Annotated in this window: 15 protein-coding genes and 1 pseudogene; 5 read left to right on the top strand and 11 right to left on the bottom strand. The window is 62.3% G+C overall.

Translation table 11 applies throughout. The annotated features are described in order from the left end of the window. Window positions 1-19 precede the first annotated feature (19 nt). The 9 genes and pseudogenes from ACVOK8_RS00235 to arsH form a co-directional block, all read right to left on the bottom strand. Complete coding sequence (locus ACVOK8_RS00235; protein WP_481565042.1) at window positions 20-2,725, bottom strand: NfrA family protein; 2,706 nt, start codon at window positions 2,723-2,725, stop codon at window positions 20-22. Continuing rightward, the gene (locus ACVOK8_RS00230) at window positions 2,722-4,866 is read right to left on the bottom strand and encodes a glycosyl transferase family protein (protein WP_481565041.1); all 2,145 of its coding nucleotides are present in this window, start codon (window positions 4,864-4,866) and stop codon (window positions 2,722-2,724) included. The genes ACVOK8_RS00235 and ACVOK8_RS00230 overlap by 4 nt, the downstream gene beginning before the upstream one ends. 6 nt (window positions 4,867-4,872) lie before the next feature. After that, complete coding sequence (locus ACVOK8_RS00225; protein ID WP_481565040.1) at window positions 4,873-7,026, bottom strand: cellulose biosynthesis cyclic di-GMP-binding regulatory protein BcsB; 2,154 nt, start codon at window positions 7,024-7,026, stop codon at window positions 4,873-4,875. Between the two features lie 59 nt (window positions 7,027-7,085). Continuing rightward, window positions 7,086-8,273, bottom strand: a complete 1,188-nt coding sequence (gene wecB / locus ACVOK8_RS00220; protein WP_481565039.1) for a non-hydrolyzing UDP-N-acetylglucosamine 2-epimerase — start codon at window positions 8,271-8,273, stop codon at window positions 7,086-7,088. Between the two features lie 512 nt (window positions 8,274-8,785). After that, window positions 8,786-9,490 carry a hypothetical protein gene (locus ACVOK8_RS00215; protein ID WP_481565038.1) on the bottom strand — a complete coding sequence of 235 codons (705 nt, stop codon included), beginning with the start codon at window positions 9,488-9,490 and terminating at the stop codon, window positions 8,786-8,788. Between the two features lie 101 nt (window positions 9,491-9,591). Then, window positions 9,592-9,746 (bottom strand): annotated as a pseudogene (locus ACVOK8_RS00210) (transposase); the annotation flags it as partial. Window positions 9,747-10,287: 541 nt separating this feature from the next. After that, on the bottom strand, window positions 10,288-11,490 hold the full coding sequence (chrA, locus tag ACVOK8_RS00205) for a chromate efflux transporter (RefSeq protein WP_481565037.1): 1,203 nt from the start codon (window positions 11,488-11,490) through the stop codon (window positions 10,288-10,290). 54 nt (window positions 11,491-11,544) lie between these two features. Then, window positions 11,545-11,964, bottom strand: a complete 420-nt coding sequence (gene arsC, locus ACVOK8_RS00200; RefSeq protein ID WP_197639835.1) for an arsenate reductase (glutaredoxin) — start codon at window positions 11,962-11,964, stop codon at window positions 11,545-11,547. Further along, window positions 11,961-12,701 (bottom strand): arsenical resistance protein ArsH, encoded by a 741-nt coding sequence (arsH, locus tag ACVOK8_RS00195; protein ID WP_282272509.1) that lies wholly within the window; start codon window positions 12,699-12,701, stop codon window positions 11,961-11,963. The genes arsC and arsH overlap by 4 nt, the downstream gene beginning before the upstream one ends. A gap of 40 nt (window positions 12,702-12,741) precedes the next feature. Between arsH and ACVOK8_RS00190 the strand changes: the two genes are divergently transcribed. Genes ACVOK8_RS00190 through ACVOK8_RS00170 form a run of 5 tightly spaced genes read left to right on the top strand, consistent with a single transcriptional unit; the run spans window position 12,742 to window position 16,751 of the window. Further along, entirely contained in the window at window positions 12,742-13,056 is a 315-nt protein-coding gene (locus tag ACVOK8_RS00190; protein WP_099472789.1) for an ArsR/SmtB family transcription factor, read from the top strand. Window positions 13,057-13,080: 24 nt separating this feature from the next. Beyond that, window positions 13,081-13,572: an arsenate reductase ArsC gene (locus ACVOK8_RS00185; RefSeq protein ID WP_049402942.1), complete on the top strand. Its 492-nt coding sequence runs from the start codon at window positions 13,081-13,083 to the stop codon at window positions 13,570-13,572. A 20-nt stretch (window positions 13,573-13,592) separates the two neighbouring features. Then, complete coding sequence (arsB, locus tag ACVOK8_RS00180; protein WP_049402941.1) at window positions 13,593-14,651, top strand: ACR3 family arsenite efflux transporter; 1,059 nt, start codon at window positions 13,593-13,595, stop codon at window positions 14,649-14,651. Window positions 14,652-14,654: 3 nt separating this feature from the next. Continuing rightward, window positions 14,655-15,641 carry a thioredoxin-disulfide reductase gene (trxB, locus tag ACVOK8_RS00175; RefSeq protein WP_282272492.1) on the top strand — a complete coding sequence of 329 codons (987 nt, stop codon included), beginning with the start codon at window positions 14,655-14,657 and terminating at the stop codon, window positions 15,639-15,641. 24 nt (window positions 15,642-15,665) lie between these two features. After that, complete coding sequence (locus ACVOK8_RS00170; RefSeq protein ID WP_197639853.1) at window positions 15,666-16,751, top strand: ArsO family NAD(P)H-dependent flavin-containing monooxygenase; 1,086 nt, start codon at window positions 15,666-15,668, stop codon at window positions 16,749-16,751. Here ACVOK8_RS00170 and ACVOK8_RS00165 read toward each other — a convergent pair. Then, a complete protein-coding gene (locus ACVOK8_RS00165) occupies window positions 16,730-17,245 on the bottom strand; it encodes an arsenate reductase ArsC (protein ID WP_197639855.1) in 516 nt (171 codons plus the stop codon). The genes ACVOK8_RS00170 and ACVOK8_RS00165 overlap by 22 nt on opposite strands. A 107-nt stretch (window positions 17,246-17,352) precedes the next feature. Continuing rightward, window positions 17,353-18,831, bottom strand: coding sequence for a SulP family inorganic anion transporter (locus tag ACVOK8_RS00160; protein ID WP_282271294.1), 1,479 nt, complete (start codon window positions 18,829-18,831; stop codon window positions 17,353-17,355). Between the last annotated feature and the right edge of the window lie 454 nt (window positions 18,832-19,285).

Raw genomic sequence — 19,285 nt, 5'->3', positions numbered from 1 at the left:
CCCAGTTCGATCGTCATGCTCAGTAAGACAACGTCATGTTGATGAAAAGCCCGCGGTTGCGTTCGGCCTGGTCACCGTTGAGCGCAAAGCGGTATTGCACGCTGGCATCGAACGACGAACGCGGTCCATGCAAGCGGTCCTCGCGGAACAGTCGACGGACACCAATACCGACACCTGCACCGAGCGCCAGGTCGCCATCTTCAGCAGCCAGGCGGAAGCTCTGCCGTGATCCATCCGGATAGACAACGCCTTGTGCTCGATCACGCTGCCGGTACCAGTCAGCACCCACTACCGCAAACGGGTTCAGGGTCCAGTTGTCGCTGGCCGTACGCGGGCGATAACTCCAGCCAAAGCGGAACTCGCTGGAAGCAAACAGCTGGCTGCGCTTGAGCTGCCCGCTGGAACGCACCTCTTCCACCTGCACACCGTTGACGTCCATGCGGCCGACCCGGAAATCCGCATCGTTGTTGCTCCACGCATAACCGCCCTGTGCATACAGCTGCATGTTCGGCCAGCTGCGGTCATCCGGGCTGCTGGCAGCACCGTGGTACCAGCCGTAGGACAGATAGGTCATCCAGCCACCGGCGGCATCGTCAAGCTGATACCGCCCCTGCACGCCTTCGCCGCGACCGACGGTTGCGGAAAGCCGGCATTGCTCGGCCGCTGTCTGCGCGTAGAGCCCACCATGGCGGTTGGCAGAGCCAATGAACTGGCGGCGCTCGATACCATAGCCCAGCCCGGTGCCCGGCACCCGGAAGCGTGCACCCAGCGCAGCGATGCTGCTGGGCCATCCCGTGGCGGTGCGCGTGGTCATTCCATTCTGCGTGTCATCAAGCCCGCCCAGATCCTCACCGGTACATGGGTCGATGTTGCGCAAGGCTTCGTACTTGCCGCCGCCGTCGTACAGCACATTGGTGAGCCGTGCGTAGAGCTCAACGTTGGGTTGGTAGGCGATCGGCCGCCAATAGGCCTCAACCGAGCTGAAGGCCGCATCGCCTGGCGTGCTCAGCGCCGCACCGCCCAGCGTGGCGGTGGTCTGCCGCGCACCACGCCAGCCGACGCTGGCGGTGATGCCCCAGCGCCGTTCCAGTTCAGTCAACGAATTACGCGCATAGCGCCGTTGTTCTGGCGTCAGTGTCAGTTCACCGCGTTCGGAGCTTTCCAGCGATTGCCGGATCTGCTGCGACGCCTGCCCGCGCTCGCCCATGCCAATGCGCGCGTAGGCTTGGTCAAGCCCAATCGTCGGCGGTGCCTTGCCGGTGGCGGCGGCCGCTTCCAGATCCGCCAGACCAAGCGCGGCCTCGCCTGCACGCTGGTGCAGGTTGGCACGCTGCATCAGCAGGTCGACGTTGCCTGGTTCCTTTTGCAGGCCTTCATCCAAACGCTGTACGGCCTGCGCCCGCTGCCCGGCATTGCCCGCTGCCAGCGTCGACGTCAGCAGCCGCTGCATGGCCGGATCATCCGGGCTCGCCCGCACGGCCGCCTGCGCCTGGTTGATCGCCTCGGCCCATTGCTGGCGACCATAGGCCGCATAGGCGCGGGCCGCCGGTGTATCCAGAGTCTGGTCGGCGGGCCGCATTTCGCACTGGGTGCCGTAAGGCGTGTCACGGCAGGCCTGCAACGGCGCGGGGAAATGACTTGCATCCAATGCCCGCGCCAAAGAGCGCTTGCGCGACGCGGCGCGGCGACTGATCACCGCCTCATCATTGGCATCCATCGGATCCAGCAGGATGCCGGCGCGCTCGGCGTCGCCGGCGGCCAAGGCTGCATCCACCGCCAGCAGGCGGATGTTGTGTTGCTGCTGCTCGTCCAGCCAATCCTGTGCGAGTGCTCGGTCAAAGTCGGCATTGGCGCCTGCATCACGCCCCAGCCGTTGCAGCAGATAGCCACGCAAAACCAAGGCATTGATGTCTTCACTGTCCTGCACCAGTGCATCCGTGGCGGCCTGCACGGCAGCTTCCAGTTCATCGTTGAGCATCAATGCGCTGATCAGCAGCAACCGATGACTGGCCGATTCCGGCGCCAATGCGACCGCTTCGCGGGCCGGTGCCACGGCATCGGCAGGACGAAATGCCATCATCGCGGCGTAACCGGCCTGCGCCGGCGCCACCGCCTGCGCACGCTTGATGCGCAGCTTGCGTGCCTCCAGGTCGGTGATGTTCTTCGCGCCAAGATCCACTGCGGTCTGCAGGGCTTGCAAGGCGGCATCCGGCTTGCCCTGGGCTTCCAGCGAATCCACCCACAACATGGCCCAGGTTCCCTGGGTCGGATCAATGCGGAAGGCCTGTTCGGCCTGTTGCTCGGCCAGCGCCATCTCACCGCGGTAGTAGCTGGCGTAGGCTTCGGTGGCCAGCGGATAGCCTTTCTCGAACGGTGTCTGCCTCGCCGTGGCTGCAGTAGCGGCCTGCCGGCTGGCAGCCGGGCGCGATGTGCCTGCCGCCGTGGTGCGGCCCGGCGGGCGCGCGACATTGGAGCCGCCACGACCTGAGGCCCGCGCCTGCGACTGCGCCAGCAGGTCGCGCAGACGCTGCACGTCCGGACGCAAACGCACCGCTTCGCTGGCCTGCCGCGCGGCTTCCGCATAGTCACCGCGGGCATACGCCGCATACGCCTGCTCGGCCACCCGGTACGCAGCACCCGATAACGGCAACTCCTGCGCCAGCGCTGTCACGCTGGCACCAGCAAGTACGAAAGCAACGAGGGGTTTCAGCAGCTTCATGCTCATGCCAGGAACACATCCGGGTGCAGACGTGCTCCATCGGCACGTCGTTGTTGTTCTTCCACTGCGGTGGCGATGGCCTGCTCGCTGGCCACACCCCGGCGTACAAGGTAGTCGCCGATGCGGCCATCGCGGTGTGGCCGGTACTCGTCCAGCGCGGCCTGGAAGTGCTCACGCGAGATCAGCTTCATTTCCACCAGCAGATCGCCCAGCAAGGGCACCGCATTGATCCGATAGTCCGAACCACAGATCAGACGGAGGCCAGCATTGATCTCGCTTTCGCGGGCAATCAGCTGCTCGACCTGCTCCACCTTGGCGTGCTCAGCCAGTATCTGCAGCGTCGCTTCGGGCAGCGCGCTGGCAACGGCCAAGCGCAGTACATCCGCGGTGGCACTGGGTAGCGGCAGTACCCGCCACTGCACGCAGGCATCCACCGACAGCGGGAAGTAACCTTGCTTCAGGTAGTCCACGTCGATGCTGGCGCGCGGCAATTCTTCCTGGAAGGAAATAGCTTCAGCCAGGGTTTCGTCGTCGAGCCAACCCTGCGATACCAGGATCCGACCCAACGGCTGTTGTCGTCCGTCCTGCTGTTCATCAAGCGCCTGTTGCAAGCGTGCCGGTTCCACCGCCTGCCACACGCCCAACAGTTCGCCCAGACGCCGGCGCGTCTGCACCAGCTGGGAGTTGCTGGGGAAATCATGCATGGTCTTGTCCCAGACCAGCTTCTTGCCGAGCAGCAGGTAGCCCGCAAACAAGCGCCAGGCGCGCGCAGTGGCCGCGCAGTTGATGACGTTGCCCACGATCATGCGTGGCACCGACATCAGTGCATGTTCCCAGCCATACAGGCGATTGACGAAATACATGCGTTGCAGCACGCGCATGCCCAGCGCAGCAGTGGTGAACAAGGCAATGCGCATCGGCCATGAGCCGGCCTGGAATACCGTGGGGAATTCCATCGTCCACACGCCGGTCACTTTCAACAACCAGAACAGCAGCAGCTGCGCAAACAACACGTAGGCCAGAATGCTGACGAACGAGGTGATGATGCCCTTGCGATCACGCAGCAACAGATAACGGTTGGCCAGGCTGCCGCCCCAGCCCAGCGTCTCCCAACTCTGCATGCCGATACCCAGCACCCAGCGCGCCTTCTGCCGGTACGCGGCGCGGAAGTTGTCGGGAAAATACTCGCGCACGCACAAGGCCATTTTCACCGTGCGCTCGCGTGCGCCGCCCCAACCAAACCATGACGATGGGCGCCGCACGCGGAACTCCACCGGGAAGCGGGCAAAGATCGACTGCATACCCATCCGCCCAAGCCGAGCGCCAATGTCATAGTCCTCGGTGAGGCTGTCGGTGTTGAACGGCTGGTTGTTTGTTTCCTCGCTCAGCGCCAGCAATGCGCGGCGCGAGAAGCAGGTGCCGACGCCCGCCGACGGCACGGTGCCGGACAGGCTTTCGCGCACCACCAGATCCTTGGCATGCCATTCGGCGAACTCATCCATGTAGGTGCCGGCGACCAGCTCGTACCATTCCCGGTCCAGCGAGGTCACCGGCAGCTGGATCATGTCCTTGCGCGGCAGCAGGTAGTTATAGAAACGCAGCTCCCACGGATGCAGCACGTCCTCACTGTCGTGCAACACCACGCCAGCAAACTCGATGTCATTGCGCTTTTCGTACTCGAAGATCGACAGTACCAGCCAGTTCAGGCAGTCAGCCTTGTTGGTTGGTCCGGGGTGTGGCACCTCCACCCGCTGCAGTCGACGGTAACGTCGACGCATGCGCTCCACTTCGGCAATGGTCTGCGTGTCGTTGGGATAGGTGCCGACAAAAATCACGTACTCCTGGTAGTCGAGCACGTCGATCATGTTCGCCACCATCTGCGCGATGACGTCGTACTCGGCCCAGGCTGGCACCATGATCGCGATGGGCTGCTGCGGGCGTTCCATCAGCGCATCGACCGACAGCGGCCGGTAGGAAGAGCGCTTCAGCACCGTCAGCCTGCGCCACAGATGCCGCGTCCAGTACCAGGCGTCGATGAACAGATCGTCCAGGCTCGACAGCAGGATCAGCACAGCCAGTACCACCGCAGCCGCTTCAAGGGCTGCGTGGTAGTTGGCCAGATGAATGTTCCAGAGAACGGAGCTCATGACCGATCAGTGCGCACCGTCGGTCTTGCGACGCCTGCGGATCTGCGCAATGCGTGCAGCCAGCAGCATCAACACGATCACCCCGACCAGCACCAGCAACAACACCATGTGCCGCTGCCACACCGGCTGCGGATTGCCATCCACGGCGATACGCAGCCCTTCGGGATCTTCGCGATCGAAGTCCTGTACAAGCCCACGGCCATCCAGCAGCGCCACCGAGCCACGCACCAGTCGGAACGGCTCAGCGATGCTTGCAATGCCGTTGCCCAGCTCGCGGTAGATGACACCGGTATTGGCGCCATCACCGCTCACCTCCACCAACGCTGAACGATCCAGACCTGCCAGATCCAGCACCGTGTCCTGGTCCTTGCCGGTGATGCGCAGATGACCGCCTTCAACTGCGGCCGCGCTGGTGCTGCCCTGCGGTGACACGTTGAACGCCAGATACGACTGGCTCTGGGCCGGAGCGCTCTTTTCCTTCACCACTTCCATCGTTGCGCGTTCCACCGAGGCCCCAACCGCGCTGCTGACGCGGATGACGGTCTGCAGCGTTGCAGGCGCATTCTGCAACCACGCCGCAGGCACCAACACCTTGTGCGCACCGGAAAGATGAGCAGCCGCGCCGACGAAATCCGGTGCGGTACCGCGCTCGGCCAGCACGATATGGCTGCTGGGCAGTACCGTCACGGGATACGCCGTCGCCGGGTCGTGGCAATACGGGCGCGCCGGCTGCCGCAGGAAAGAAACACGCACCTGGTTGCGCGCAGTAATCGCGTAAAGCGGCACGTTTGCACGGATACGCTGCGGCTTGCCGTCGGTGTTCAACACCTTGGCACCCAGCAGATAATCGTTGAAGAAGATCGACGCCACTGCGCCTTCGCCACTGGCATTGGGCGCGGCCGATACGTCGATGACCACTTCCTTCGGCAGGCGACCCTCGCCCGACAGCAGACCAAGGTCGGCATTGGCGGTGCGGTCACTGCGCGCAATGATGTCCTGGGTGCCGGAGAACGCACCCAGGCGATCCAGCAACACCACACCCTTGTCGGTCATCAGCTGCTGTGCCTTGGCAACCTGAAGGTTCTGGCCCAATGCATAGGCGCGCCACTGCGCGCTGAACAGCCCCGCCACTTCAGCCGCAGCACCGGTACCGACCGCCAACACAGGCTGCCCGGCGACCACGCCGGCAACCACGCCGTTGCCGGGCATGGCGGCTTCCAACGTCGCCATGCTGTCCTTGCGCCACGCATTGAACGCGGCTGCGCCATCGGCATCCGTTGCCGCCACCTGGCTGCCCAACGCGTCCAATGCGCGCTTGACCGCACTCTGCAAGGCCGGGCCAGCGACGGCCACATCTACCGGCAGCACACCGTCCTTGCCCAATGACAACAACGCGCCGATCTCGGCTTCATTGGCTATACGGTGCTGCGCGCTTGCCGCAGACAGCGCCGCATAGGCCGGAACCGACGACAGGCTGGCCGGGATCTGCAAGCCGGTGGTGTCCAACGTGTCACCGACCTTGGGCAATGCCTGCACGGTCACACGTTTGCCAGCTGCTTCTAGCACCGCCCCGACCCGCCACGCCGTGTCGTAGCTGGCCGCGTCCAGCTGGCGACCATCCACCAGCAAGCGCACCTGCCGCGGCAATGCGGTCCACGCCTTGGCAACGGTATCAATTGCACGTCGATCAAATTCATAGCTGAAGCGTGTGTCGGGGCCAATCCGCAACACATTGGCTGGAGCGCTCTGGTCCGTGCACTGGTAGTCCGAGACCACCGACCACCAGCCGATGCCGAAGCGCACGAAGCCGGTGGCGCGCGGAAAACCATCAATGCCGATCAACTGACTCAGGTCGCCCTGCGCGTCGGTGATGGTACGTGCGGCCACGGCATCATCGTCGATGCTCAACAGGTTCGAAGTACGGCCCGGATGGCCGCGCAGATAGCGCGCATCCAACTGCAGCTGCGCATTGCGGGTGGCGACACCCGCCGGCACCGGCAAATAGAGCTCGCGCTGGTTGTCCTGCCCACGCAGGCTCACCGGCTCGGTGAAACCGAGATCCCGCAGCGTCATGCTGCGCGAAACAACGGTATTTTCGCCCCACTCGCGGAACTGACCACTGACCGAATCGGCGGCGAAGGCCTGCAGCGAAACTGCCATGGAAAGCGCCACCAACGACAACGACGTACTCAAATTTCCGGCTCGGTATGCGTAATTACTCATTCGGCGTGCTCGATAAGATGTGGTGCGTTCGCCCGCGCTGCCCGTAACGACAGCTGTGGCATGAACTCGGAATACGGCGCCCCCAACAGCGCCGCTACGATGCGATCACTCGCACTGCCATCGCCGTAGGGGCTGGCAAGCGGATTGAATATGGCGGGCTTGGCCGGCGCCGCGAGCGCTTGGCGAACACCATCGATGATGCGTGTGGCGGAGGTTCCGACGAGCTTTACCGCACCCGCCTGCACCGCCTCCGGGCGCTCGGTGACATCGCGCATGACCAGGACCGGACGTCCCAATGCCGGGGCCTCTTCCTGGACGCCGCCGGAATCGGTCAGCACCACATCGGCAAGTTGCATCAGCCTGACGAAACTGAGGTAATCCTGCGGCGGCAGCAGATGGACATTCTCCAGCCCCGCCAACTGCGCATGCACCGGCCCCTGCACGTTCGGATTGAGGTGCACCGGATAGATGATGTCCAGGTCTGGCTCGCGCGCCAGAGCCGCCAACGCAGTGCATATTTCGGCAAAGCCACCGCCAAAACTCTCACGACGATGGCCGGTAACCAAAAGCAGGCGGCGGCCCTCGCGCAACGGCAAGCCGGCGTCGATGGACCCACGCAGCGCGTCATCCCGCTCAATGCGTTCCACGGTCTGCTTCAAGGCATCAATCACGGTGTTGCCGGTCACGATGAGCTTTCCAAACGGTCGCTCACCTGCAAGGTTCCGCGCAGCCTCTGGCGTCGGCGCAAACAGATAGTCACCGACCAGATCAACGATGCGGCGATTGAGCTCTTCCGGCCAAGGCTGCTGCAGGTTGCCAGTGCGCAGCCCCGCTTCGATATGACCGATACGGATACGACGATGGAAAGCGGCCATTGCCGCACTCATCGCCGTGCTGGTATCGCCATGCACCAGCACCAGATCAGGCTGGACGCGTGCATAGAGCTCATCCAGACGCTCGAACAGGCGTGCACACAGCCCATTCAAAGTCTGATTGCCAACCATTACATCGAGATCATGATCCGGCGTTATCTGGAACAACCCCAACACCTGATCCAACATCGCGCGATGCTGACCAGTGGTAGCCACGATCGACTCGATACCGGGTGCTTTCGCCAAAGCCCCCACCAATGGCCCCATCTTGATCGCTTCAGGACGAGTGCCGAAAACAGACAGAATTCTCAAGACCCCTCCCCCAGAGGCTACGCGTACCGATTTGTCCGCCGCTGCATCATATATGTGCTGTACCCCTGAAATGTTAAAAACGGGATGCTCATCACATTATCGTAAGAGCGAGGGTGACAAACAGAACGAAACCTGAATCTTCGTTGCGACACGGCGACATTCGACGCAAACGTTTAATGCCATGCTCAAGTCATCGCGGGGAGCGAGCTGAAAAAAACTGCCCGAGCCGGCACTGCGCCACGCCCTATGGCAATGATGTTTCTTGGTTTCAGACAGCCCAGGCACTCACTCTCGCAGCTGCCGAAATGTGATCTTGGGAGTTCCCACCCCGGCACGTTTCGTCGAGCGACGTAGTGCATTCTCATCGACGCAGAGCAAACGAGATCGGCGCTTCGGTGGACTACGACTTCGCCATGACCAAACCACCTCTCTGCCCGGGGTCGGTTTCGCCGGATTTCTCTACTTTTGAATTGCTCAGAAAACTGGGAGATGGTCACGCGGACCACGTCCGGCTAAGGCGTGGCCTCTCCAAGCGCGGCTTCGACCTTGAGAACATACATATGACCAACGAGTCCGCTGCCTTCCTCAAGGACATAGAGAACGCCTTGGTCGCCATGCACTGAGCCAATCCAGTCGACAGATCGGATGGTGGCATCAGCGTTCAGTAGCACCAACCGGTTGACAGCACCTGAGCTTGCGGTGGTAACGATGGAGACTTCGGAGTGGCCATCGCTGCTCGACAAAATAAGGTCGACCGATCTGCCATCGCGTGCAGAGGCGATTCTATTTTCGCTGAAATAGATGCGTCTATCTTCGATTCTTGGAGATGTTCGTCCATGCGGGACTTCTACCCTTCTCGCCTCAAGGCCAGTAGAAGCACGGTTCGGCCCGATCACCACGTCTGTTGAGAATCCATAGGTGGAGCCTCGAAAGCTGGTCAGATACTGGCCGCATGAGCTCGATATCTCCGATGCCGATACTGGCGCAACGTAGTCACTCACAACGCGCAAACTGCTTTTCACAGTTGAGGGCAACTCATCTGTACGAAACGTTTCGAGAACAAAGGCCGGATTGGCGCACTGCTTCGATGATGCCTGCTCCACCGCCGCCGTCGATGAGGCAGGCGCTATCAGCAGAATGCAGGCTGCGAACGCGCAGCATTTGGAACGGGCAGTGGGTGGAGGAGAACATGGCGCCCAACTTTTCCGCTTTGTCATCGCTCACACTCCTGGAAAATCGCGTTGCCGGGCTTGTTTGGCTTGGCAGAAAGCTCAGGGGGAGCCTGCATCGCCTCCAACAGTATTGCCGCAGCTAGTCGCTCCAAAGCATCCATGCCGCCGCACTTGTATTTCCACCCGTAGTAAGTCGCATTGGAAACTCCCAGCTCATGGCAGATATCCTTGATCTGCCTTCCAGCCTCAACCTGCTTAAACGTCGCAACGACCTGCTCCCGGTGAACTTGCCCCTGCGCATCAGTGGTCTCCTTGGGGCTAGCTGGCCCGGAGATCGCTAGAAATACCTGGATCAAGTTTACGGATAGGCGACATCCCACTTGTACCCCCAACGCCGCTGGATGTACGTGGACACGCCCGGACCAAAACGCACAAAAAAACCCGCATTTCTGCGGGCTTAGTATGAATTCTGGACTTGCTTGGACGCCATAGGATCAGGCGATGGTGCGCTTATCTGACCCAAATAGTCGATACAACCAATTGTTTTAAATGCAATAAATATAAATCCTACGTTGAAAATACCCCCATTTGTACCCCTTAGTTGATTGGATGCTGTTGGACTTACTCGGACAGCGGCGCCGCCTGTCGATGACACCCCACTTATGGACCTCTACCTCTTCACCTTGAGAGGCAGAGGCATGGATCTGTGGCCTGCCCGGATACCTCCAAGCATTCCTGAAGGTCTCCGGACAAAAAGTCCAAAGTCAAAGTTGACGTCCGCTGTCGGCCAGAAGCGGACATCAGGTTGCGCTGCCGAAACGCTCCTGACCGTCCTGGCGGCGCTATCCCGTCATCGCCCAACCCGCCACGGCAGCCAGCAACACGACCAGGACCGGCGGAGCACGCGCAACGACCAGTAGCCCAAACGCAACCAACGCCATCGCGACATCCCATCGGTCATGGATCGCGCTCGTCCACACCGGGTCATACAACGCCGCCAACAGGATGCCGACCACCCCGGCATTGACGCCTGCAATCGAAGCTTGGAGATCCTTGCGGGGGCGCAGGGACTCCCAGAACGGCAGCACCCCTACGAGCACGAGAACGGCTGGCAGGAAAATGACCACCAACAGCGCAAGGCCTCCTGCCCAGCCACCCAGCGGCCCCTCGGCCATAGCCCCCAGGTATGCCGCAAAGGAGAAGAGAGGGCCCGGCACCGCCTGCGCCGCACCGTACCCGGCGAGCAGATCCACCGTGCTCACGGTGCCGCTCTGGACGACTGCGGTCTGCAGCAACGGCAGCACGACATGGCCGCCGCCGAAGACCAGGGCGCCAGCGCGGTACACACCCTCCAACAGCACGGCCAAGGGGGAGCCGCTAGCTACCGCCCACAAGGGCAGCAGAACAAGCGGCAGCACCAGTAGCACCAGTGCCACCGTGCCGGTTCTTCGCGAGACGGAATAGCCGCCGTCTGATTGGCCGGAGGCCGGTTCGATCTTCAGCATCCAGCGACCGATCAATCCGCTGAGGATGATCACCACGATCTGCCCGACGACCGTGGGTATGGACAAAGTCAACACAGCGGCAAAAAACGCCATCGCTGCCCGCAGACGGTCCGGGCAAAGGGACCGGGCCATTCCCCATACTGCTTGGGCCACCACGGCAACTGCCACGATCTTCAGACCATGCAGCCAGCCGGTTTCAACGATGCCCTGGTACTCGGTAACGCCCAAGGCGAACAGGATCATCAGCACGGCCGATGGCAGCGTAAAGCCTGCCCAGGCGGCCAGCAGGCCAGGCCAGCCGGCGCGACGCAAGCCCAGCGCCATTCCAACCTGGCTGCTGGCCGGGCCCGGAAGTAGTTGGCACAGGGCAACCAGATCGGAATAGCTACGGTCCGTCAGCCAACGGCGACGCTCGACGAACTCGTTGCGGAAATAGCTCAGGTGGGCAATCGGGCCGCCAAACGAAGTCAGTCCCAGTCGCACAAACACCAGGAAGACGCGCCATGCGCTGTCGCTTGTCGTGGGATCCAGCGCCGACATGGGGCATGACCTCCTGTGGTTCTCAGCGGCAGCAAGCCCAGCCTGGCAATGGGATCACGGCGTCGAGCTTCCGGCGTGCCCGGTCACCCACTCTCCATCTTCCTTTCGGAACGGTCCGGGCAGCGGCGGCAGGATCTCCAGCACCACTTCCGAAGGCCGGCACAGACGAGTACCCCTATCGGTTTGTACCAGAGGACGATTGATGAGTATCGGGTGCGCCAGCATCGCATCCAGCAGCGCGTCCTCGCTCAGTGCTGCGTTGCCTAGCCCGAGTTCGTCATACGGCGTTCCCTTCTGCCGGATGGCATCGCGCACGCTCAACCCCGCCGCCGTAATAAGCTCGACCAGGCGCGCACGGCTGGGCGGGTGGGTCAGGTAGTCGATCACTTCCGGCTCGATCCCGGCAAAGCGGATCAGCGCCAAGGTATTGCGGGAGGTGCCGCACTTTGGGTTGTGATAGATGACAGCGTTCACGCACTTTCCTCTTGGTTCAAAACGGTCTCCACCACGCCTGCGGCAGCGGCCAGCGCTGCCGCCTCGACGGCCCCCTTGCGCTCGCTGTAGCGGTCCACCAGGTAGTCACTACGCCCGCGCACCAGCAGGGTGAACTTGACCAGTTCCTCCATCACGTCCACCACGCGATCGTAGTACGCCGAAGGCTTCATTCGACCGTCGTCATCGAACTCCTGCCAGGCCTTGGCCACCGAGGATTGGTTCGGAATTGTGACCATCCGCATCCACCGGCCGAGCACGCGCAGCGCGTTGACGACGTTGAACGACTGGGAACCGCCGCAGACCTGCATCACTGCCAGCGTACGGCCCTGGGTGGGTCGAACGCTGCCCTCTTCGAGCGGCAGCCAGTCGATCTGGTTCTTGAATACCGCCGTAAGGGTGCCGTGGCGTTCCGGGCTGACCCAAACGTGTCCTTCCGACCACAGCGAGGCCTGGCGCAGCTCCTGCACCTTGGGGTGCGTGGCCGGCACCGAGTCAAGCATGGGTAGCTCATGTGGATCAAAGAGGCGGGTTTCCGCCCCAAGCTGCTCCAGCAGCCGCTGCGCCTCAAGCGCCAGCTTGCGGCTGAACGACTGCGGCCGCAGCGACCCGTACAGGATCAGGATGCGTGGCCGGTGTGGCTGCGCGGCCGGATCGTTGAGCTTGGCGGCCGTGGGAATGTCCATGGCACCCGGGACCACGTTGGGGATCTGCTGCACGGGGGTTGTCCTGTCATTTTTCTTCGATTATTCTAGAATCATGGAACATAAGAACGCAACCCACGCCTTGGCAGCCCTAGGTCATGCCACCCGCCTGTCGATCTTCCGTCTTCTGGTTCAGGCTGGCAGCGCCGGCAAGCTGGCCGGCGACATTGCCCAAGCCCTCTCTTTGCCTGGCGCCACGCTCTCCTTCCACCTGAAGGAACTGCTGGCTGCGGGACTGATCAGCGCCGAGCAACGTGGCCGGACCATCTGCTACCGGGCCGAGTTCGTGGCGATGAACGCGCTGGTGGCCTACCTCACCGAAAACTGCTGTGCCGACGAACAGGCCTGTGAACGCCCCGCAGGCTGCTGACCCCTTACCCCAGAGATCGCCAAAATGACCCGTCGTGTTCTGTTCCTTTGTACCGGCAATTCCGCGCGCAGCGTGTTGGCCGAATCGACCCTGAAAAAGTGGGGCGAAGGCCGCTATCAGTCCTTCAGTGCAGGCAGCCAGCCAGCCGGTCGGGTCAATCCGTTCGCCATTGCCCAATTGCAGCGCGAGGGCTTCCCGGTGGAGGGCCTGCGCAGCAAGTCCTGGGACGAGTTTGCCGAAGCGGATGCGGCTGCCATGGATCTGATCGTCACCGTGTGCGACAGCGCGGCCGCCGAGGCGTGCCCGGTTGTGTTTGGCGATTTCGTGCGCGTGCACTGGGGCCTTTTCGACCCGGCCGGTGTGGAAGGCTCGGATGCACAGAAGGCTGAAGCGTTCGACCGGGCGCATCAGATCATCAAGGCCCGCCTGAAGGCCTTCCTGGAGATTCCTGACGGGGCATGGGATGACCGTGAGTCTCTCAAGGCCCAGCTTGATCCGATTGCGCAGATCCACTGACCGTCTTCCCGGAAAACCCCATGACCACTGACACCTCCCGCCTGTCGTTTCTGGACCGGTACCTGACGCTGTGGATCTTCGCCGCCATGGCGCTCGGCGTCGGCCTGGGCGCGATGTTCGAAGGCGTGCCCAGCGCGTTGAACAGCCTTTCCGTAGGGTCGACCAACATCCCGATCGCCATTGGCCTGATCCTGATGATGTACCCGCCGCTGGCCAAGGTGAAGTACGAGGAACTGCCCACCGTCTTTGCCGACAAGCGCGTGCTGATGCTCTCGCTGCTGCAGAACTGGATCGTGGGCCCGTTCCTGATGTTCGGGCTGGCGGTGCTGTTCCTGCGCGACTACCCCGAGTACATGACCGGCCTGATCCTGATCGGCCTGGCGCGCTGCATCGCCATGGTGCTGGTGTGGAACCAGCTCGCCCGCGGCGACGGCCAGTACGTGGCCGGCCTGGTGGCATTCAACTCGATCTTCCAGATCGCGCTGTTCAGCGTCTACGCGTGGTTCTTCCTTTCCTGGTTGCCACCGGTGTTCGGGCTACAGGGCAGCGTCATCGATGTCAGCGTCTGGACCATCGCCGAGGCGGTTCTGATCTACCTGGGCATCCCATTCTTGGCCGGCTTCCTCACCAGTCGATGGCTGAAGACGCGCAAGGGCGTGCAGTGGTATGAAGAGAAGTTCCTGCCTGCCATCAGCCCGATAACGCTCGCCGCACTGCTGTTCACCATCGTGGCGATGTTCAGCCTGAAAGGCGGTGACGTGCTGCGCATTCCGATGGACGCGGTACGCATCGCGATCCCGCTGACGCTGTACTTCATCATCCAGTTCGTCATCAGCTTCTTCATGGGCAAGCTGATCGCCAAGGACTATCCACGCACTACTGCGATCGCGTTCACCGCGGCCGGCAACAACTTCGAACTGGCCATTGCGGTAGCCATCGCGGCCTTCGGCCTGGCCTCGCCGGTCGCCTTCGCCGCCGTCATCGGCCCGCTGGTGGAAGTGCCAGTACTGATCCTGCTGGTCCATGTCGCCCTGCGGCTGGGCAAGCGCTACTTTCCTGCCGATGCACGGAGCCGCTGAGCCATGAGCACCACCCGACACATTCCATTGCTGATCCTCGGTTCCGGCCCGGCCGGTTGGACCGCTGCCGTCTACGCTGCCCGCGCCAACCTGAAGCCGGTCGTCATCACCGGCCTGCAGCAGGGTGGCCAGCTGATGACCACCACCGAAGTGGACAACTGGCCGGGCGACGCCCATGGCTTGATGGGCCCGGATCTGATGGCGCGCATGCAGGCGCACGCCGAGCGCTTCGAGACGGAAGTCATCTTCGACCACATCCATGCCGCCGACCTGCAGCAGCGTCCGTTCAAGCTGATCGGCGACAGCGCCGAATACACCTGCGACGCGCTGATCATCGCCACCGGCGCCACCGCCAAGTACCTGGGCATTCCCACCGAAGACGAATTCAAGGGCCGCGGCGTCTCCGCCTGCGCCACCTGCGACGGCTTCTTCTACCGTGACCAGGACGTGGTCGTGGTCGGCGGCGGCAACACTGCCGTGGAAGAAGCGCTGTACCTGTCCAACATCGCCCGCAAGGTCTATCTGGTCCACCGCCGCGACACCCTGAAGGCGGAAAAGATCATGCAGGACAAGCTGTTCGCCAAGGTTGAAGCCGGCAAGATCGAAACCGTCTGGCACCACCAGGTGGAGGAAGTGCTGGGCAACGAGGCGGGCGTGACCGGCGTGCGCGTGAAGTCGACCCTGGACGGCAGCACCCGCGACATCGATGCCCACGGCTTCTTCGTGGCCATCGGCCACCACCCGAACACCCAGCTGTTCGACGGCCAGTTGGCCATGAACAACGGTTACCTGGAAATCCGTTCGGGCCTGGGCGGCAACGCCACCCAGACCTCGGTGGAAGGCGTGTTCGCCGCCGGCGACGTGGCCGACCAGCACTATCGCCAGGCGATCACCTCGGCCGGCTTCGGCTGCATGGCCGCACTGGACGCGGAGCGCTATCTGGATGCACTCAAGATCTCCGATCAACAGCAGCACAAGAACGCCGCCTGAGTGCAGCGGTGGGAGGAAGTCCAGATGGACAACGTCGATGTGGTGGTGATCGGAGGTGGCCAGGCGGGTCTTTCGGCCGGCTACTTCCTGCGTCGCAGCGGGCTGTCCTATGTGATTCTTGATGCTGAAACGTCACCTGGTGGGGCGTGGCAGCATGCGTGGAAATCCTTGCATCTGTTCTCGCCAGCGGGCTGGAGCTCGATTCCCGGTTGGCCGATGCCTCCCACCCGGGAACCGTACCCGTCGCAGGCGGAAGTGCTCGACTACCTCGCGCGCTACGAGCATAAATATGCGCTGCCCGTCATCCGTCCCGTGCAGGTGGAACGCGTCAGTCGTTCGGGAACCCGGCTGCTGGTGGAAGCAGATGACGGCCGACAGTGGCATACGCGTGCAGTGATAAGCGCCACAGGTACCTGGCGGCATCCCTACACGCCCGACTATGAAGGTATGGACGCATTCGGCGGCGTGCAGCTGCACTCGGCCCACTACAGCCATCCTGGATCCTTTGCCGGAATGCGCGTGGCGATCATCGGCAGCGGCAACTCAGGGGCACAGATTCTGGCCGAGGTATCAAAGGTGGCCGACACCACCTGGATCACCCAGGGCAAGCCAGCCTTCCTGGCCGACGATGTCGACGGGCGCGTTCTGTTCGCACGCGCAACCGAGAAGTGGAGGGCTCAGCAGGAAGGACGCGGACCGGATCTTCCGCAGGGTGGTTTAGGCGACATCGTCATGGTGCCGCCGGTGGTGGACGCACGGCGCCGCGGTGTACTGGTCTCCATGACGCCACCTGTCCGTTTCACCACCACCGGCATGCAGTGGGCAGATGGCAGCGAACGCAACTTCGACGCGGTGATCTGGTGCACCGGCTTCCGGCCGGCCTTGTCCCACCTGGAAGGACTGGGCCTGGTCAACGCCCAGGGTCGTATCGACGTGGATGACACCCAGGTCCGTTCGGTCGCAGCGCCATCGGTCTGGCTGCTTGGGTATGGTGACTGGAATGGGGCAGCGTCGGCCACGCTGATCGGAGTGACCCGTTACGCGCGCGAGGCAGTAAGGCAGATCAGCGACTACGTTGGGGCCGTTTCTCAGCCGCCATCTGGCCCCTGAGCCTCGGCGCCATTGTCCAGCGCCCGCACCTGCGATTGCAGGGTCATGCGGTCCAGCGCTTCAGGCTTGAGCGCCAACAGCAGTCCCACACGGTGCTGGAGCTGGTGAAGCGTGCTCAGGAACGCCCTGTGGACCTGCTCCGCGCTGCCCTGCACTGCAGCTGGGTCGGGGATACCCCAGTGGGCGGTGGCCGGCTGACCTGGCCACACTGGACATGCCTCGCCCGCAGCGCGATCGCACACGGTCACGATGAGATCCATCTGTGGTGCTCCCGGACCTGCGAATGCTTCCCACGACTTGCTCGACAGCCCGGCAGTGTCGAAGCCAATCTCCGAGAGCGCCTGCAGGGCCACTGGATGAACTGCGTCCTTGGGATGACTGCCAGCACTGTAAGCCTGGATACGTTCGCGCCCTAAATGGTTGGCTAGGGCCTCGGCAAGAATGCTGCGCGCCGAGTTGCCTGTGCAGAGGAACAGAACATTCAGCGTACGCATATCATCGCAACCATTTATCTAGAATGATCGAAGTATTACCGTCCCATATGTCAGTTCGATGACTGCCGGAAGGGACGCGGGCACCTTTCGGTGCCCGCTTCGCTCATTCAATGGCCCGACGACAGCGCGGCGCCTGGAGTACGGTGCTTCCCTAGGCGGTCAACCAAGGTCTCACTTGCATCGTTGAGACCGAACACTTCAACGGTCGCGCCGTGCTCGCGCAGCTTCATCACTACCCTGTCGAGCGCATCAACGGCCGTGAGGTCCCAAAAGTGGGCATCCTTCAGATCGATTTTGACGTTCTTGGGGACATCCAGATAGTTGAAGCTGCTCACGAACTGTCCAGCAGACGCAAAGAACACCTGCCCCTTCACCACGTAGACGCGCGAGTCGGTGTCGACCTGGGTGTCGTCAATGATCAGCATCTTGCCGACCTTGCGGGTGAAGAACACCGCCGACAGGACCACGCCTGTCAGCACGCCCTTAGCAAGGTCGTGGGTAGCCACGGTCACGATGACGGTGCCAATCATCACGACTGAAGAGCTCTTGGGATGAATGGCCAGTTCGCGCAGTGAGCGCCAGTTGAAGGTGCCGATGCTGACCATGATCATCACCGCGACCAGCGCGGCCATCGGGATCTGACTCACCAGGTTTGACCCATAAACAACCAGCAAAAGCAGAACCACGCCGGCCACCAGGCACGAGAGGCGGCCCCGGCCACCGGACGTGATGTTGATCACTGACTGGCCGATCATTGCACAGCCCGCCATGCCCCCGAAGAAGCCCGTTACGGTGTTAGCCAAGCCTTGGCCCGCACATTCGCGATTCTTCTGACTGGGGGTATCGGTCATGTCCTCGACGATCTGCGCGGTCATCAGCGATTCCAACAGGCCAACGACCGCCAGTGTCGCCGATACCGGCAGCAGGATCTGGAGTGTTTCCCAGGTAAATGGCACGTCCGGAATCAGGAACGAAGGCAGGCTGTCAGGCAACGCGCCCATGTCGCCGACGGTGCGCACCTCGAAGCCAAAGTACATGGAGGCGGCCGTGAGAACCACGATCGCCACCAATGCCGAAGGAACGGCTTTGGTCAACAGCGGCAGCAGGTAGATGATTGCCAGACCCACAGCACAGATCGCGTACACCATCCACGGCATATCGATGAGCTCGGGAAGCTGTGCCATGAAGATCAGAATCGCCAGCGCGTTCACAAAACCGGTCACCACCGAGCGCGACACAAAGCGCATCAGGGAGCCCAAGCGCAGGGCGCCGGCCAGCATCTGCAGCACGCCAGCCAGGATGGTGGCGGCAAACAAATATTGGATGCCGTGCTCACGCACCAGCGTGACCATCAGTAGCGCCATGGCGCCGGTCGCAGCCGAGATCATGCCAGGGCGACCACCGGCGATGGCGGTGATGACGGCGATGCAGAAAGAGGCATACAAACCCACCTTGGGGTCGACGCCAGCGATGATGGAAAAGGCGATCGCCTCGGGAATCAGTGCCAGCGCAACGACGATGCCCGACAGCAGGTCACCACGGATATTGCCGAGCCATTGCTGGCGCAGGGTATAAATTACGGACATGTGAAATGATCTCCGCGCACAGCCGTGCGCGCCAAACGAAATAAACAGGCACCCTTCCAGACCTAAGAGTCTGGATCGCTTCTTCAATCAAGCGTCAGGGTGGAGTCATCGCTGGCCGATCCGTTCAGTATTTGACACCCAATTGTATACTGATAGATGGCCTAAGGGGAAATGCGGAGTCATCGCTGTCCCGGCACAGTGTCAACGGTAGCTTGCAGATCCCATTTTCAGGCAAGGTCGACAAGCTGGCAGGCAGATGGTCAGCTTGCATCGAGCTGAGACCGAATCGCCAAGGATGAAGTAGACATGCGCCGCGGTCCCTACGTCCGCTATCGGCCAAGAGCGGACATCCCCCGAATGGAGGCCTCGCACAAAAGTGAGGGCGATTTAGAACAGCGTCCGCATATAAATCCGCACAGACTCCGGTGTGATGTCGGCTGCATGCGCATGGCGG

This window comes from Stenotrophomonas sp. STEN083 (assembly GCF_056759195.1).
The sequence above is the reverse complement of the archived record's forward strand: the minus strand, read 5'-3'. Positions and strand labels throughout refer to the sequence as shown.